This window comes from Oceanobacillus sp. M60 (genome assembly GCF_053839645.1).
In genome coordinates this window covers 301355-318987 of sequence record NZ_JBSSNH010000004.1, presented here as the reverse complement: position 1 = coordinate 318987, position 17633 = coordinate 301355, and the positions used below count along the sequence as shown (strand labels likewise).

Here is a 17633-nt window from a genome sequence, read left to right as displayed (position 1 = left end):
AGGAAGAACGTTAGACCGAATTATATTAAGAATATTTCAGCTTAGTATTTTACTAAGCTGAAATATTTAAAAGGGGTTTAGGAAATGAATATTAAAAAGAAGGAGAATTTAGCAGCTTATATTTTTTTAGCGCCAGCATTAATATTACTAGGGTTATTTCTAGTTTATCCATCGTTATTAGCAATCTATTATTCATTTACAGATTACTATTTATTAACACCAAATGATATTAATTTTGTTTGGCTTGAAAATTTTATAGCAATCTTTAAAGATCCTGTTTTCATACAAAGTTTAAAGAACATTGCCTTATTTGTAGTACTTGTTATTCCAATTCAAGTTGGGGCAGCACTTGGCCTGGCTTTATTGATTAACAAACAGCGTAAAGGAAATATCTTCTTTAAAGTTGCTTTCTTCTCGCCAGTTGTTTTGTCGCTCGTTGTTATTTCTGTCCTTTGGTTATATTTATTAAATCCTTCAGAAGGTTTGATTAATAATATACTTCTTAATGTAGGAATAGATCCGCAACCATTTTTAAGCAGTCCGACCCAAGCTATGGTTACTATTGTATTCGTATCTGCTTGGCAGGGGGCTGGTTATCAAATGCTTATTTTTTTAGCGGGGCTTCAGAATATTCCTGGAGAGGTATATGAAGCAGGAAAAATAGATGGAGTGAATAAATGGCAGAAATTCTACTACATTACATTGCCTTTATTAAAGCCTACATCTATATTGATTATGATTACGACATTAATATCTGCCTTTAAGCTGATTATACAGCCGATGGTCATGACACAAGGCGGACCAATGAATGCAACCATGACGCCTGTTTACTATATCTATCAATCTGGTTTCTCTGATCGGATGATAGGTTACGCCAGTGCGATGACTGTTATCTTTGGGATTGTAATCGGAATTGTTACTCTTATCCAAAGCAGAGTTTCAAGGGAGGACGATAACTAATGAAAAAACCAATTAGAAGAATTATCGAATATACAGTACTTATATTAATCGCATGTATCTTTGTATTTCCTTTAATTTGGATGATTGTCTCCTCATTGAAGCCTGAAGCCAGTATCTATACAGATATGAACGGAATTAAAGCATTGCTCCCGTCGCTTAATCCATCTGATTGGCTGCAGTCTTATAAAGAACTATTTAACCGATTCGATATTGTACAATATATTTTTAACAGTGTTATTTATGCAGTAGTGATTACAGGCGGATCCATTGTTGTCAATGCTATGGCTGGATATGCTTTTGCCCGGTTCCATTTCCGGGGAAAGAAAATTCTTTTTGCATTAATGCTTGCACTGTTGATTGTACCAGTGGAAACGATTATTATTACACAGTTTACCGTAGCTCATAGTTTAGGAATTTTAAATACACGGTTAGCAGTAATCCTGCCGTTAATTGCAAATATATTCTTTATCTACTTATTTAGGAATTTCTTTAAAGCGGTGCCTGAAGAGGTTATTGAATCTGTTAAGATTGATGGGGGAAACAACTGGACCATTTTTTGGAGAATTGTGCTGCCTATGTCCAAACCAGCCATTGCAACAGTTGGTACACTTTCTTTTATCGCCAGCTGGAATGACTATTTATGGCCATTGATGGTCTTGACAGATACGTCGAAATTCCCGTTACAAGTAGCAATAACAAATATTAATACAACCGAACCGGTTTTTACGAATCAGGTTATGTCGATTTTAACGATATCTACGATTCCGTTAATCATTGTATATATTCTGGCGCAAAAATATATTCTGCAGGGTCTTGGCGGGTCTGGAACAGGAATTAAATAATAGAAATAACTGGAATAAACGTTTGCTAATGAATTCATTCAAACTATGTGAAATCCAGCTTTTATAACTGGATTTCACATAGTTATGCCAGTTAAATTGTTCTTTTTTAGAGATATTTTACATTATAAGTTTTAAATCAAAGATATTTATGAATATAATGTCAACCGGTTGACATTATATTCAAAGTATAAGTTAATACTACATAGAACAACAAATATTATTTCACAGTTTCATAAGAATAACATTTCTAAAGAGAGGGAGATTTACATGCTATATCAAGAAAAACATCGTCCGCAATTACATTTCACACCAAAGGAAAATTGGATGAATGACCCAAATGGCCTCGTTTATTACGAAGAAGAGTATCATTTATTTTACCAGTACAATCCACATGGCAATGACCACGCAAATATGAACTGGGGACATGCAACAAGTACAGACCTGTATCATTGGGAAGAGCATGGGGTTGCGTTAGCACCAGATGAATTGGGAACGATTTTCTCAGGCTCTGCAGTCGTAGATAAAAATAATACGAGTGGTTTGTTTGAAAGCGATGCCGGCGGATTAGTCGCCATCTTCACACATGATGGTGCAAGTCAGCAGCAAAGTATCGCTTACAGTGAGGACAAGGGAAGAACGTGGATAAAGTATGAAGGGAACCCAGTTATTCCAAACACAGAAATAAAAGATTTTCGTGATCCAAAGGTTTCCTGGCATGAAGAAAGCAAGCAATGGGTCATGGTATTGGCTTGTGGGGACCATATCCAGTTTTATGGCTCGCCAAATCTAATTGATTGGACCTATCTATCTTCATTTGGAAAAGAATATCCTTCCTATATCGGTGTCTGGGAGTGTCCGGACCTGCTTTATTTACCAGTAGAGAACAGTTCTAAAAAAGAATGGATACTTATTGTAAGCATCAATGCAGACGGGCCTAACGGCGGTTCCGCAGTGTATTATTTTACTGGAAGTTTTGATGGGAAAGAATTTCACCCGAATGAAACACCGCAAGATGAACTGAAATGGGCAGATGCAGGAAAAGATTTTTATGCAGCTGTCAGCTGGGACAATACAGAGGATACTTACTGGGTCGGCTGGATGAATAACTGGCAGTATGCGGGAGTTTTCCCGGTCTCGCCATGGCGCAGCGCAATGAGTCTGGCGCGGAAGCTTTCCTTATTTGAAAAAGATGGAAGTCTCTTATTAAAGCAAGAGGCCATCACCGCAGATAATAGCAGGGAAGAGGTTTCTTATAAAGATGAAACTGTTCATCCTGGTAAGCCGGAAAGCTACGAAATTAGTGATACTGCTCAAGTAGATTTGCAGGTTTCAACAGCATCAGCTAGTACGAAGTGGAGCGTGCAATTAGTTACAGATCAAGATGAAGCGTTCCGATTAGAATTAGACTATAAAGAAGATGCTTATACATTCTATCGTACGGATGGGCTGGTTGACTTTTCAGCAGATTTTCCGAAAGAAATAAAAGGCAGTTTACATGGAATGGATGTTCAGAATCTGAAAGTAATTATTGACAGATCATCTGCAGAAATCTTTTTAAATGATGGTTTAACTGTATCAACAAACTTGATTTATCCAGAAGGAACAGTAACAAAGCTGGAAATTTCTACAGTAAATGAAACGCTGCAATTAGACACTGTCACATGGACAAAGCTGCATTCTATTTGGAAATAAACATAACTGAATGGAGGAGTAAGAAAAGCTCCTCCTTGCTTTACAAAGAAAGGATTTAATAAATATGGATTTTTTAAAAAATAGTAAATATTGGTTCTCATCTGGCTATCTATTTTTCTTCTTTATCACATGGTCTATCTGGTGGTCTTTCTATGCGATTTGGTTGAATAACAGTCTTGGACTAACAGGAGCACAAGTCGGAACAATCTACTCGTTTAACTCATTCTTTTCTTTATTCTTCATGATTCTTTATGGATATATGCAGGATAAATTGGGGACGAAGAAAAATCTTGTCTGGATACAGAGTGTGGTACTTGTTCTTATTGCACCATTTGTTATTTATGTCTATGAGCCATTACTTTTGAATAATTTTTACTTAGGAGCAGCTTTGGGTGCTATTTATTTAGGCGCAGGGTTTATAGCAGGCGCAGGATTTTTGGAATCCTTTACAGAAAAACTCAGCCGTAAATACGATTTTGAATTTGGTAAAGCACGGATGTGGGGTTCATTAGGCTATGCTGTTTCTGCTATTGGCGCAGGGGCATTAATGAGTATTAATCCACATATTAATTTCTGGATTGCATCGGGAACAGGAATTATCTTTCTTTTGATTAATGTGTTTTTTAAAGTGGAGGTTACGAAAACAGAAGAAAAAAGTGTCTCCAATATATCAATGAAAGATATTCGCTTTTTAGTTTCAAATAAAGTATTTTGGTTTTTAATTATTTATCTGTTTGGAACCGTATGTATTTATACGGTATATGATCAGCAGCTTTTCCCAGTTTACTTTGTAAGCCTATTCTCCGGGGCAGGTACGGATGGAAACACCGTTTACGGAATTCTGAACTCTATACAAGTATTTGTCGAAGCGATTTTCTTATTCCTGGCACCATTTATTGTGAACAAAGTCGGAATTAAGCGCTCGCTTGTATTGGCAGGAAGTATCATGGCTTTTCGTATCATTGGTTCCGCCATGGTAACAGGCGGATTTGGTATTTCATTCATGAAAATGCTTCACGCAGTGGAATTACCGATTTTATTGATTGCGGTATTTAAATATATTGCTGCAAACTTCGATGTGCGGTTATCTGCAACGGTTTATCTCATCGGCTTTAAGGTCTCCAGTGAAATTGGGGTTATCATTTTCTCTGCATTAGTCGGCTGGATTTATGATTTGACTAACTACGAAACGACCTTCTATATATTAGGCTCCATTGTAGTATTATTTGTTATCTTCTCGATTTTTGCATTGAATAACAATGATAAAGAACAAAAATTAGATGAGCATGAATTTGCGATGGCAAAGGAATAAATAAAGAGCAATGAGCTGTGTTGAAATACATATAGTTCATTGCTTTTTCTGATGCTGTAAAAAATAGATAAGAAAAATGTTGTTGAAAAAGAAGGAGTTTCCAAAAAAAAGTCGAAATTAACTACTTGAAAGGGTTTTCAAAACAATAAATTAGAATGCTGCTGTTCTCTTTAAAAGAGATTTGTTATCAAATAATACATTATAACGTTATGATTTAAAGGGGAACAGCATAGATATGAAGGGGTGATGATAAATGGAAATTTCAATTAAAGGGGATGCAGTGAGCTTACACGCAGGAATCGTAGAATTGCAGGAGGTCTATGCATTCCGTCTTGCAGAACAGGGCGGCATTGTACTGACCGGGAGGCAGGATGAGCGTATCAACGGGTTAATAATAACTTTTGATGAAGGGGGCGGCACGGTTACCTACCATGAGCCATGCCATTTTTTCAGAGCGCTTGGCTTGATTTTAGAACAGTGGAATAAGGGAAATAAACAAATCCATATTCAAGAGACGATGCAATTCTCCAGTGTAGGGCCTATGTTTGATTTATCGCGTAATATGACGATGAAGCTGTCTACGCTAAAGGACTTCATCCGGAAATTAGCGGTGATGGGACATAATACGGCAATGCTGTACATGGAGGACACGTATGAAGTAGACGGAGAGCCTTATTTTGGTTATATGCGCGGGCGTTATAGTGAACAAGAGCTGCGGGAACTGGATAATTATGCAAATCTATTTGGTATCGAGCTGATTCCTTGTATCCAGACGTTGGCGCATTTAGAGGAATTTCTGAAATGGGATGCGGCTTATACCTATAAGGATACGCGGGGTGCGCTGTTATTAGAGAGTAATGCTACGTATGATTTGCTGGACCGGATGATTGCTTCTGCAACCAGGCCCTTCCGTAGCAATCGCATTCATATTGGTATGGACGAAGCGGAAGAGGTGGGACGAGGCAGATATTTAAATATCCATGGTTTCAAGGATCGTTTTGAACTGATGAAAGCACATCTGGATAAAATCGTGGAAATAACGGATAAGTATCAGCTGCGTGTGGTGATGTGGAGCGATATGTTTTTAAAGCTGGCTTCCGAAACGGGGGACAGCTATGACAAAACCACAGATTTACCAGAGTATATCGTGAATCAGCTGCCAGATAACGTGCAGTATATGTATTGGCAGTATGCTCAAGCAGATAGGGAGCATTATCAGCGGATGCTGCAGCAATTAAAACGGTTTGGCAGTACACCGGCATTTGCAGGGGGAATGTGGGTGTGGAATACCTTTGCCCCGAATTATCAAATCTCTCTGACTGCCAGTGAGCCGGCACTTGCTGTCTGCAAGGAGGAAGGTGTAGGCGATGTATTTGTAACGCTTTGGGGAGACGATGGCTATGAGAGCAATGTGTACCATGCACTTTATGGACTGCAATTCTATGCTGAGCATGCGTATCATACCGAAATCGATATAACCCGTGTGAAGGAACGTACGTTATTTTGTACAGGTATGGATCCAGAAGCGCTTTTGGCCTTGAATAAAATGGATCAGCCGCCAGGGGTAGACGAAGGGAACACCTTACAGACGAACCCTTCTAAATTCCTGCAATGGCAGGATGTGCTGCTGGGATTATTTGATAAACATGTCGAAAAAAATCCTGTCGGAAATTTCTATAAGAAGCTGGCGGAGGAAATCCAGCAGTATAACCAGCAGGCGTCAGAGCGCTTTTTTGATGTGCCGGAGAAGCTGTGTTGGGTCTTAGCTAAAAAAGGGGATATCGGTGTCGAACTGAAAGCAGCTTATGATGCAGGGAATCAGGAAAAGCTGCAGGAAATTGCCCGACAGGTTATCCCGGAAGTGACAGGGCGTGTGAAGGAATTGCATGCTGCGCATCGGAAGCAGTGGCTGTCGTTGAATAAACCTTTTGGGTGGGAAGTAATAGATATTCGTTATGGAGGATTATTACAGCGTTTAGATACTGCCCGCTTAAGAATCGAGGAGTATGTAAGAGGAGATTTAGAGGCAATCGATGAACTGGAGCAGGAGCGGTTATATTTCTCTCCGAATGTGGAGGAGTCCAGCGGTTTGGGCTGGTGCAGCTACTATTATCGGATGGCTTCCCCTAACGTATTTTTTCATGTATTGCCAATTTATTAAGGAGGATGCCTCATGGATAAACGGAATACAGAAGTACTTGTCGGCTGCTATGGAGAAGTAGATTTGGCATGTATTCATTGGTTGAATATACATGCTGAATCAGGTGAAGTGACACCTCTGGGGGAACAAGCCGGAATTGCTAATCCATCCTTTTTAGTGAAGCATCCGGTGAAAAACCGTGTGTATGCCATCAGTGAAGCAGCGGATGGAGAGGTAGTTTGCTATGAACTGGACTATGAAGCCCATCGTCTGAAGGAAAGAAGGCGTTTGCCGACACATGGCGGTCCGTGCTACGCGGAGGTGAGTGCCTGCGGGAAGTATTTATTTATCAGTAATTATTCGAATGCAGGTGTTGTTGTTTTTGCACTGGATGATAACGGAGATCTGCAGGAAGAAGCAGAGCATATTGCTTTTGTCTCTGAAAACAGGCAGGCTTCCCGTATCCATACCGTTCGGCAAATTCCAGAAACGTCCCTTTTCCTGCTGACGGATATTGGTAAAAGCAACATCTATCTGTATCAATGGGATGAAGAGCGGAGGAGTTTACTTCCCTTTCAAAGCTTGACAGTCCCGGAAAAAGCAGGACCGAGGCATGTAGCTTTTCACCCGGAGAAGCCAATCGTATATGTGGTCAATGAATACAAATCCACCGTATCTGTCTATCAATATGCGGTTCCGTCGGACTCTTTACAGTGCATTCAAACGGTGGAAACAGTTCGTGAAATAAGAAATTATGGAGCAGAAATTCAATTTTTGGATGGCAAGGTGATTACCTCTAATCGGGGATCAGATACATTGAGTCTTTTTAAAGTAACTGAAAATGGGTCATTGGAAAAGGAAGGCTCTATTTCTGCAGGCGGCGAATGGCCAAGACATTTTTGTAGTAACCAATGGGTAGATAATCAATTATTTGTTTGCCACCAGCACAGTAACAACCTGGCTGTTTTCAAACAAATGAATGGTACCTATTCCATGATAGATAATACATTTTCTATACAGTCTCCAGTTTGTATTGTTGCTTTATAGCATTTTGAATCCATTCTAAAAGAACAAATTGGTGAGAAAATAAGCCGTCCGACAAATAAAGACAAAAGATTTATATTAATCATTATAATGTTATGTTGACGTTTTGGGATAATAGTGGTACTATTTTGAATAAGCAAAATAATCCGTATGACATCTTAGACATTATTTGATTAAAGGGGGAAGGAACTAAATTAAAAAATGAAGATGGCAGTTGTTTGTTAGAAAAAGTTTGTTTTACATTTTTACCTACTTAAAAGGGGGTTCATTATGTTAAAGAAATGGTTTTTCTTCATCGCAACACTTGTTTTTGTAAGCGCTTTATATGCGTGCAGCAGCGGAAATGACGGTGATAGTAAGGAAGGCGAAGCAGCGGGCGGCGATAATGTCAATGCGACAGGGTTTCCAATCGTAGAAGAGGAATTAGAGCTCACTATCTTTGCGAACAAGCCCGCACAAAATGAAGGCAATGACTGGAATGATATTTTAATCTGGAATACGTACAGAGATTTAACAAACATTAATGTGAATTGGAATTCCGTAAGCCCGGATGCTCTGGAGGAGAATAGAAACCTGGCATTGGGCAGTGGTGACCTGCCAGATGCATTCTTCCTTGCAGAGCTGTCAAATACGGATTTATTACGATACGGTTCCCAAGGGGCGTTCCTGCCATTAAATGATTTGATTGATGAATATGCACCAAATTTAAAAGCTTTAATGGAAAATGACCCAACAATTGAAAAAGCAATTACTTTCCCTGATGGTAATATCTACTCCATGCCATCGCTCATTGAAGATGATTTTCTCTCTTTACGGCTCAGTGCAAGACCTTGGGTGAATGAGAATTGGCTGAATGAGCTGGATATGGATATTCCGGAAACGACAGGAGATTTTTATGAATATTTAAAGGCAGTAAAAGAACTTGATCCAGTAGGAAATGGGGATACGATTCCTTATGGAGGTACAGACATTGCGGAGCTTGTTCAATGGCTGTCTGGATCGTTCGGCGTAATGAACCATGGTGCCTCCAACACAAACTTGGATTTAGATCCGAATGATGACTCGAAGGTGCGCTACTATGCAACCGCTGATGAATATAGAGAGATGCTGGAATACATCCATATGCTGTACGAAGAAGGATTAATTGATCAAAGCATTTTTACCATTGAATGGGGCCAGTTCCTTGCCAATGCATCGGATAATCTATATGGAAGTATGATTTTCTATGATCCAATTGAATTATTCGGGGAAGAGATTGGCTCGCAATATAATAGTTTAGCAGCTTTAGAAGGTCCAGACGGGCATCAGTCTTATAATAAACTTTCATCCTCTGTATGGACTCCAGATAACCTGGTGATTACCAGTGAAAACCCGAACCCGGCTGCAACGGTCCGCTGGATGGATCATTTCTATGGAGATGAAGGTGCAGAGCTTTACTATATGGGTGTAGAAGGAGAAACATTTGAAATAGAAGATGGAGAAGCCGTTTATAGTGATCATATTTTGAATCCGGAGGGTGACATGACATTTGAACAGGCGATTGCCCAGGATTTAACCTGGCTTGGTTCCATCAGCGGAATTATTAAAGCAGATTACTTCCAAGGAGGAGAAACCGCACCGCAATCAATGGAAGCAGCTGAAAAAATTGAGCCGCAAGTCATTGATGAGGTATGGCCGAGGTTTACTTTCACAGAAGAGGAAAACCGTATTCTGCAATCAACAGGTGAGGACATTAATAAGTATGTAGAAGAAATGCGCGACAAGTTTATTACAGGTGATGAAGATTTAGATAACTGGGATAGCTATATCCAAACGATCGAGCAAATGGGAATGGAAGAATTGCAGGAGGTTTACCAGGCTGCATATGACCGCTATCAATCTAATTAAAGCAGAGGTTTAAAAAGGTTCATTCACATCGAGAGGGCAGTAGATCTCATGCCCTCTCTTTTTTTACAAGTGGGTACATCATGAGATGGATTACATAAGAAACAAGAATGGATTTTCGCTGCTGCTGTGTTTCATTTAGCAGGGAAATTCCATAGAAAAAAGGGGGATAACGGAAAGATGGCAAAAAATCAATCCATACAAAAGGGTAGAGGAGCCGTTATCAAAAAGAATTTTCTGCGCAACTGGCAGTTATACCTTTTCATGATGCCAGTCTTTTTGTACTTTTTTATATTTCATTATATACCAATGTACGGTGTGCAGATTGCCTTTAAGGATTATTTTGCAACACTTGGCATTTGGGGAAGCGAATGGGTCGGGTTTGAGCATTTTGAACGTTTCTTCAGCTCCTATTATTTTTGGAGACTGCTCAAAAACACCATTATTTTAAACCTGTATATGCTGGTCTTGTTCCCATTGCCGATTATTTTAGCGTTAGCATTTAATGAGCTCCGAAATGGTGCATTTAAAAAATGGACACAGACGCTGACCTATGCACCGCATTTTATATCGGTTGTCGTTGTTGTCGGGATGCTGGTAGCTTTTCTGGACCCGAATACAGGCTTGATAAATCACTTATTACGTGCGCTTGGAATGGATACGATTCCGTTTTTGACCAGTCCAGACTGGTTCCGCCATATCTTTGTATGGTCCGGTCAATGGCAGACGCTGGGATGGAGCACGATTATTTACCTTGCTGCACTGGCAGGCGTGAACCCGGAATTACATGAGGCGGCTAAAGTAGATGGTGCGACACGGATGCAGCGGATTACAAGGATTAATATTCCAAGTATTATGCCGACAATCGTTATCTTGTTTATTTTGAATATCGGTAATTTCATGCAAATCGGGTTTGAAAAGGTACTCTTAATGCAGAATACGCTGAATTCAGAGACGTCGGACGTTATTCAAACCTTTGTATATGAGACAGGGATATTGGAAGGACAATACAGCTTTGCTGCCGCTGTCGGGTTATTTGAGTCAGCTATTAATATCGTGCTTTTGATTACTGTGAACCAAATTGCACGGAAAGTTAGCGAGAACAGCCTATGGTAAGGAGGGAGATGCGTGATGTCCAGGTTCAGTTTGTCGGATAAAGCCTTTGACCGGCTCAATTTAATATTTGTTTTGCTTGTGACGTTAATCATTATTTATCCGCTGATATTTGTGATTAGTGCGTCCATCAGTGATCCTCATGCTGTAAACACAGGGAAGATGTGGCTATGGCCGGTAGATTTGACGTTTGAGGGTTTCCAGCGTGTATTTCAGAATGATGCGATTTGGACAGGATACAAAAACACCATTCTATATACAGCAGTCGGCGTCATTATTCACTTGTTTGTCCTCCTGCCGGCATCGTATGCGTTATCGCGGAAAGAATTAATGGGCAAAAAAGCCTGGCTTTGGTTTATCTTATTTACGATGCTATTCAATGGCGGATTAATTCCTACGTATTTGGTCGTCCGCAATCTGCAGATGCTGGATACGATGTGGGCGATTGTGATTCCCGGAGTAGTCGGTGCCTGGTCGATTCTCGTAGCGCGGACCTTTTTTCAGCAGACGATTCCCGATCAGCTGGTGGAAGCAGCTAAAATCGATGGAGCCAGTGATATTTATTTATTTTTTAAAGTCGTCTTGCCGTTATCGATGCCAATCATTGCTGTTATGGCATTATTTCACGGCGTTGCGTTATGGAATCAATATTTCAATGCGCTGATTTATTTGCGGAGTGAAGATAAATTTCCGCTCCAGCTTATCTTACGGCAAATTCTCATCCTGAATGAAGTGAGTGCAGACAGTGCGTCCAGTGCTGCCGGAAGCGCGCAGTCCTTTGCAGATCAAATAAAGACAGCTTCCCTTGTGAAATATGCGGTGATTATCGTATCTGCACTGCCGCTGCTGATTGTTTACCCGTTCCTGCAGCGTTTCTTTGTAAAAGGAGTATTGATAGGGTCTGTGAAGGAATAACAGTACACATACACAAAGGAAAGGAGAGGTAATGATGGCAGAGGTAGCTCGCGGATATTATAGCGTTGCGATTTGGATAACACGTTTTGCTTATCTGAATATATTATGGATTCTATTTACGATGGCAGGTCTTCTTTTCTTTGGAGTTATGCCTGCAACGGTCGCGATGTTCGCTGTTGTCCGTAAGTGGCAGCGGGGCGAGGAGGAAGTTCGGATGTTTGCAGTATTCTGGGAAATCTACCGGCAGGAATTTTGGAAAGCGAACGGTCTTGGTATTATATTGTTCGCGCTTGGCTACTTGTTTTCGGTACAATTTCAAATACTTGGTGCACAAAGCGCCTTAGTCTATCAAATGGCCCAATTTTCCGTTGTGATCGCCTTTGCGCTGCTGGCTGTATTCTTGGTTTATTTATTTCCGGTCTATGTCCATTTTAAGCTGCGAACCATACAGTACTTAAAATGGCCGCTAATTATTGCGATTGTTCATCCGATACTCACGGTATTTTTACTGGTTTGTATTGGTGCAGGCGGTTATTTAATATTTCAAGCATTTCCGGCAGTGCTTTTCTTTTTCGGAGGCAGCCTTTCCGCTTACTTGATTACGTGGGGGGTGTCTAAAACATTTGCCAAGTATGAAGCGGCAGTCTAGAAATAATAAAATAGATAAAACGAAGCGTCATGAAGCGGGAGTTTTACAGGCGGTTTTCCGTGATAAAAGAAAAGCATGGACAGAGGGGGACGGGCGATGGTACAGGTGATTAAAAATGCATTACTTACGAATGGGCAAAAGGCAGATATTTTAATTGAAAATGGGCGAATCAAGGATGTTGTCGCAGATGCAGGCAGCTTTTATCCAGTTCTGGCAGATGCAGAAGGGATGTATGTTTCGCCTGGGTGGATTGATCTACATACACATGCTTTTCCAAAATATAAGCCTTATTGCGCTGTCCCTGATAAAATTGGTTATCAAACAGGAGTAACCACTGTAGTCGATGCGGGAAGCAGCGGAGCAGATACGATAGAGGAATTCCACCAGATTGCAAAAGCGGCAAAAACCAGAGTGCTTGCTTTTCTGAATATCTCAAGGATTGGTTTAAAACAAATGGATGAATTAGCAGATATAAATAATATTTCCTGGAACGCAATACAAAATACGGCAGCTGATTATCCTTTTTTCATTATTGGGTTAAAAGCGAGGATGAGTGCCAGCGTGGTGGGGGATAATGGATTAAAACCGCTGCATTTGGCAATTAAGTACAGCAAAGCGCTCAGGAAGCCGCTCATGGTCCATGTAGGCAGCGCCCCGCCCATGCTGGAGGAGATACTGCCTTTGTTAAAGAAAGGGGATATTCTCACACACTGTTATCATGGGAAACACCCCAATCATATTCTAAAGCCTGGAGGAGAAGTTGCCTCGGCTTTAGCGGAAGCCGTCCAAAGAGGTATCTATCTTGATGTAGGGCATGGGAAATCAAGCTTTTCCTTTCCTGTAGCCAAAAAAGCAATGGGATCAGGAATATCTTTTGATACAATCAGCACGGATATTTATGAGGAAAATCAAATAAATGGCCCCGTGTACAGCATAGCAGCAACATTGACGAAATTCCTGGCATTGGGTTATTCATTGGAAGCGGTTATCCGTGCGGTAACAGAAATCCCGGCACAGGTTTTAAAGCAGCCGAAGCTAGGTAATTTTCACCGCGGTTCTTATGCAGAATTTACTTTTTTTACTGTCGAGCATCAACAAAAAACGCTGGTTGACTCGATGGGAAATGAAATCATCACAAACCAAGTGATTAAACCGCAGGCTGTTTATCTCGGTAATGAATATATTGAATTGGAAAAGCATTATTCCTATGAATAGCAGGGGGAAGGGACCCCTTTCCGGTTGACTACAAATTTTAGTATGAGCAGGATTCTTGGTATAATAAGAAAGTAGAAAAAGATATAACAAGCATGGGCATGCGTTCATCAGGAGATACAGTGTGAAAGTAAGGGGAATGACGGGCACGCATACAGTGGATTTGGATATAGAAAGGTAGAGATGACAATGAAGCTAAATTTAAGACAGGGATCCTTATACTTACAGGTGAAGGAGATATTGAAGGAACGAATAATTAACGGACAATATCCCAAAAACAGCTTAATTCCTTCTGAACCGGAATTAGAAAAAGAATTCGAAGTGAGTAAAATTACGATTCGCCGGGCGGTGGAACAATTAGCTCAGGAAGGATATGTGGAGAAAAAAAGCGGCATTGGGACGACAGTACTGGCGAACCAGGCTGTTTCGAAGCTTTCCAAAGGACAGCGTTTTTCTGAATATCTGATTGGGGAAGGTCATCAATTAGGTAAAAAGCTGATCGAGGTGGAAAAAGTAGACGCTATCCTGCCTGCTATCCATGATTTAGCTGGGGAAGGCGCTTATTGTGTAGAACGTCTCTATACATTAGACGATAAGCCCTACATTCATTTCAGGCATTATATTCCATCATCGATTTCCCTGCCAAATGATCCCAATGTCTTTGTCAATTCATTATACGATATGCTCTATCAGGAGGGAATCCGCTTCTTTCGGTTCAAGGATGAATTCAGCGTGGCTATCCCGGAGCCGGCTGTTGCAGAGATGCTGGAAATGGAGCTGCAGCCGTTACTGCAGCGGGAACGTTTTTCTTATGACGAGCGTGACAGGCTGGTAGAATATTCGGTTGCTTATTACCGGACAGATATCCATAAGTATATTGTTAATTTTAATGTATAGCGAAAAGCGTACCTGAAGTAAGGTACGCTTTTGCTGTGCTTATAGCATTATTTTGGGAGTTTGCTTTCCAGTACTTCCTTTAATACAAGGGCATGATTGTGTTCTTTATCTTTGGCAGCATACAATAAAATAAGTGTCTGCTGCTTTTGCAGTTTCTGGAGTTCAGCTAATTTCTTTAATTTTTCATCATCATTTAGCAGTTCTTTTTTATATGCTGATTTAAAATCTGCAAATTTTTCAGGGTCATGGTTAAACCATTTTCGTAATTCTGGCGTAGGTGTTACTTCTTTGGCCCAATCATCGAGCTCTGCGTCTTTTTTGGAAATTCCCCGCGGCCAGACTAAGTCCACTAATACACGATATCCAGAGTCGTTAGATTTTTCATAGATACGTTGCAGTTTGATAGACATTGATTATTCCGCCTTTCCAACCAGTTGATTTCTCTTTAAGTTTATCATTTATGCGATTTGGTTTCTATGGATTGGTTCAGGCTGGAATAATTATATCTCAACCGCACTTAAGAATAAGCAAATATATCTTACTTTTTTAATGTGCAAATGTTGATTAATATTTATACGGTTTGCTTGCGCCTTCTTGCTAAAAACAGCAGGAACCCGCCTGCTGCAATAAATGCCAGTCCCCAGATTCCTTTTTCTGCATAATTAGAAGCAGTATCAGGGAGCTTTTCCTTTTTATCCCTATCGCTTTCAACTGTTGAGGCTGCTTCCATGTCCACGTCAGCTTCCGCTGTTTTTGGAGATTCCTTCACATAAGAAGTCTCCTCTGTTGCCGGAGGTTCTTTGTCCGGGCTTGTGATGACGGAAGGCTCTGTTTTCTTGTCTGCTTCCTTTTGAATCGCATTTCCAGTATCTATAATCGTATCAGCGTCAACTATTTCCCCGGAAATAATCAAGTCAGCAAGAAAGTCTCCTTGCAGGTTATAAATATTCGCCTTCAAGTCCGTATTTTCGAGCTTTGTTAAGCTGAATAGTGTCTGCAGGGTGATCGGCTCTTCTCCTTCGTCTGTAACAAGAACAAATTCTACATGGAACTGAAAGATATCAATCAATTCATGGAAAATAGATAATAGCTCCGTAGCTTGTCCAGGCGTTAATTCTGTCGCTTTCTCAAAATCGGAAAAAGCCATCATGCGTTCTGCTAAATTGAGCATTCTAGCAATTGTTTCATCACTGGTGATGTCTGGAATACTCCGAATATGCTCTTCCAAACGAAGCAGTTCATCCTCTGTTAAATCGAACTCCTCCATAAAAAAGCTTAAATCAAAGAAATCCTCCTCCCAAATAATTTCGCCGTCTAAATCGTTGAATAAATCATCTAAGAAAACATAGCTATGGATGTCTAGCCCGTTATCAGAGATAAGCTGCAGAACATCTTCTGTGGCCATTTCAAAATAAGGACCGACATTGCTCAAATCTTTATGGATGATTTCTCCTAAAAAGTCGGACAGCTCGTCGACCGTCTTAAAATCATTTAACTCAGATCCGTAAAGAGCTAATGCATTTTCAACATGGTCAGAAGTAACTTGAAAGCCCCGGATTGCTGTTGCTTCGGCCAGATAATCTGCAAGTTTTTGGTCAAAATCAGGCTCTCTGGGTGTTAAATTGTATAAGTAATAGTCCGTGTTCATATAAAGATCATCTAAAAAAATATAATCCTCTAAGGTTTCGCCAAACTCAGCCAGGGTTGCCCGGAGGGTACTCTGGTCAATATTATAATCACTATAAATCTGTTTTAAATTGTTACCATCTTGATGGATGACCTCTCCTAAGAAGTCTTTTAAATCGGTGACGGTATCAAAGTCCTCTAGATAGAAATCATAAAGCGACAACGAAAATGTGATATCCTCTTTGGTAACTGTAAAGCCGCGTACTTCACTAATTTCCGTTAAATAATTCTCCAAATCTTTTTGAAAGCTGTTTGATTGCGCATCTGCAGTCCCAGGTAAAACGACAAACAAAAATAAGAATAATGCAAAAATTTGTGTCGATTTCCTCATTTCTTCTCCTCTTTTCGATTAAAATAACTAGCTCAATGAGAAAATTATAGCCTTGAAATCCCTTTCTGGCAATCTTTTTTTTGAAATATTTTTCAAATTTAAAAAGTATAGAGATTTCACACTGTCAAAAGAAGGATTACATCAGGAAACGTTTACAAAATATAAAGGTTATGTCACTATATTAGTATACAAGTATTCATCGATTGATAAAGGAGATATGCCGCATGAAGACATTTTATCCGAAGAAACAGCTGAGTAAGGAATCTAAGGGTGAGCAAGTGCTTGCAGAATTAAGAATGAGGATTATTTCCCGCGAAGTCAAGGCAGGAACGGTACTATCAGAAAATCAACTGGGGGCTTTATTTGATGTCAGCCGCTCTCCGGTGCGAGAAGCACTGCGTGTGCTGGCCAGTGAAAATCTTGTGCGATCCGAGCGGATGGGTGCAGTTGTTGTCGGTATCTCTGAAAAAAATATTGAAGAAATTTATGATGTCCGCTTAATGGTGGAATCCTTTACGTTTGAACGTCTATTGAAAATGCAGACAGATGCACTGGTTCAAGAATTAAGGAAAACGTTAGAGATGATGGAAATTGCAATCAAATACAAAGATGTAGATCAATTTTCTTTTCTAGATCTGGAATTTCACGAAACGGTTATTAAATACATTGACCATCATCATATTATGATGCTGTGGACGAATTTAAGACCTGTTTTGGAATGCCTGATTATTTTATCGATGCGCTACCGGATGATAACGGATGAAAAAGATTTTGAACGTGTTCTTTATAACCATGAGCTTATCGTGGAAGCCATTGATAAAAAGGAAAAGAATTTAGTGGACCTGGCTTTTGAGAGAAACTTTCATGATGTGCACAATCAAGTAGAACCTATCTGGACAGAGGAAGAGATGATGAAGACGGTAAGAGAATATAGTGCAAAAGAATAGGCAGCAAGC

15 protein-coding genes are annotated in these 17633 nt (G+C 40.1%); 13 read left to right on the top strand and 2 right to left on the bottom strand.

The window, feature by feature from the left end; all coding sequences use genetic code 11:
• Nucleotides 1-84 precede the first annotated feature (84 nt).
• The 12 genes from ACW0TQ_RS12185 (at nt 85) to ACW0TQ_RS12130 (ending at nt 14660) form a co-directional block, all read left to right on the top strand.
• A complete protein-coding gene (locus ACW0TQ_RS12185; RefSeq protein ID WP_193064474.1) occupies nt 85-960 on the top strand; it encodes a carbohydrate ABC transporter permease in 876 nt (291 codons plus the stop codon).
• Nucleotides 960-1802, top strand: a complete 843-nt coding sequence (locus ACW0TQ_RS12180) for a carbohydrate ABC transporter permease (RefSeq protein WP_042529088.1) — start codon at nt 960-962, stop codon at nt 1800-1802. The genes ACW0TQ_RS12185 and ACW0TQ_RS12180 overlap by 1 nt, the downstream gene beginning before the upstream one ends.
• 267 nt (nt 1803-2069) lie before the next feature.
• Nucleotides 2070-3494: a glycoside hydrolase family 32 protein gene (locus ACW0TQ_RS12175; RefSeq protein ID WP_368901005.1), complete on the top strand. Its 1425-nt coding sequence runs from the start codon at nt 2070-2072 to the stop codon at nt 3492-3494.
• Nucleotides 3495-3558: 64 nt separating this feature from the next.
• Complete coding sequence (locus ACW0TQ_RS12170) at nt 3559-4806, top strand: oligosaccharide MFS transporter (RefSeq protein ID WP_343769087.1); 1248 nt, start codon at nt 3559-3561, stop codon at nt 4804-4806.
• 253 nt (nt 4807-5059) lie between these two features.
• Nucleotides 5060-6967 carry a family 20 glycosylhydrolase gene (locus ACW0TQ_RS12165; protein WP_368901004.1) on the top strand — a complete coding sequence of 636 codons (1908 nt, stop codon included), beginning with the start codon at nt 5060-5062 and terminating at the stop codon, nt 6965-6967.
• A gap of 12 nt (nt 6968-6979) precedes the next feature.
• Nucleotides 6980-7993, top strand: a complete 1014-nt coding sequence (locus tag ACW0TQ_RS12160; protein ID WP_042529095.1) for a lactonase family protein — start codon at nt 6980-6982, stop codon at nt 7991-7993.
• 267 nt (nt 7994-8260) lie between these two features.
• Nucleotides 8261-9877 (top strand): extracellular solute-binding protein, encoded by a 1617-nt coding sequence (locus tag ACW0TQ_RS12155; RefSeq protein WP_289584488.1) that lies wholly within the window; start codon nt 8261-8263, stop codon nt 9875-9877.
• Nucleotides 9878-10054: 177 nt separating this feature from the next.
• Entirely contained in the window at nt 10055-10990 is a 936-nt protein-coding gene (locus tag ACW0TQ_RS12150; RefSeq protein ID WP_040978049.1) for an ABC transporter permease, read from the top strand.
• Nucleotides 10991-11005: 15 nt separating this feature from the next.
• The gene (locus ACW0TQ_RS12145; RefSeq protein ID WP_042529099.1) at nt 11006-11902 is read left to right on the top strand and encodes a carbohydrate ABC transporter permease; all 897 of its coding nucleotides are present in this window, start codon (nt 11006-11008) and stop codon (nt 11900-11902) included.
• Nucleotides 11903-11936: 34 nt separating this feature from the next.
• Nucleotides 11937-12551 (top strand): YesL family protein, encoded by a 615-nt coding sequence (locus ACW0TQ_RS12140; protein ID WP_042529101.1) that lies wholly within the window; start codon nt 11937-11939, stop codon nt 12549-12551.
• Between the two features lie 96 nt (nt 12552-12647).
• Nucleotides 12648-13766: an amidohydrolase/deacetylase family metallohydrolase gene (locus ACW0TQ_RS12135; protein ID WP_455725710.1), complete on the top strand. Its 1119-nt coding sequence runs from the start codon at nt 12648-12650 to the stop codon at nt 13764-13766.
• Nucleotides 13767-13946: 180 nt separating this feature from the next.
• The gene (locus tag ACW0TQ_RS12130; RefSeq protein WP_306432771.1) at nt 13947-14660 is read left to right on the top strand and encodes a GntR family transcriptional regulator; all 714 of its coding nucleotides are present in this window, start codon (nt 13947-13949) and stop codon (nt 14658-14660) included.
• Nucleotides 14661-14707: 47 nt separating this feature from the next.
• Here the strand turns inward: ACW0TQ_RS12130 and ACW0TQ_RS12125 are convergent, their stop codons facing one another.
• On the bottom strand, nt 14708-15070 hold the full coding sequence (locus ACW0TQ_RS12125) for a DUF488 domain-containing protein (RefSeq protein ID WP_042529107.1): 363 nt from the start codon (nt 15068-15070) through the stop codon (nt 14708-14710).
• 161 nt (nt 15071-15231) lie between these two features.
• Entirely contained in the window at nt 15232-16677 is a 1446-nt protein-coding gene (locus ACW0TQ_RS12120; protein ID WP_455725709.1) for a processed acidic surface protein, read from the bottom strand.
• A gap of 224 nt (nt 16678-16901) precedes the next feature.
• Here ACW0TQ_RS12120 and ACW0TQ_RS12115 point away from each other — a divergent pair, with 224 nt between their 5' ends.
• A complete protein-coding gene (locus tag ACW0TQ_RS12115; protein WP_042529115.1) occupies nt 16902-17624 on the top strand; it encodes a GntR family transcriptional regulator in 723 nt (240 codons plus the stop codon).
• Nucleotides 17625-17633 lie beyond the last annotated feature (9 nt).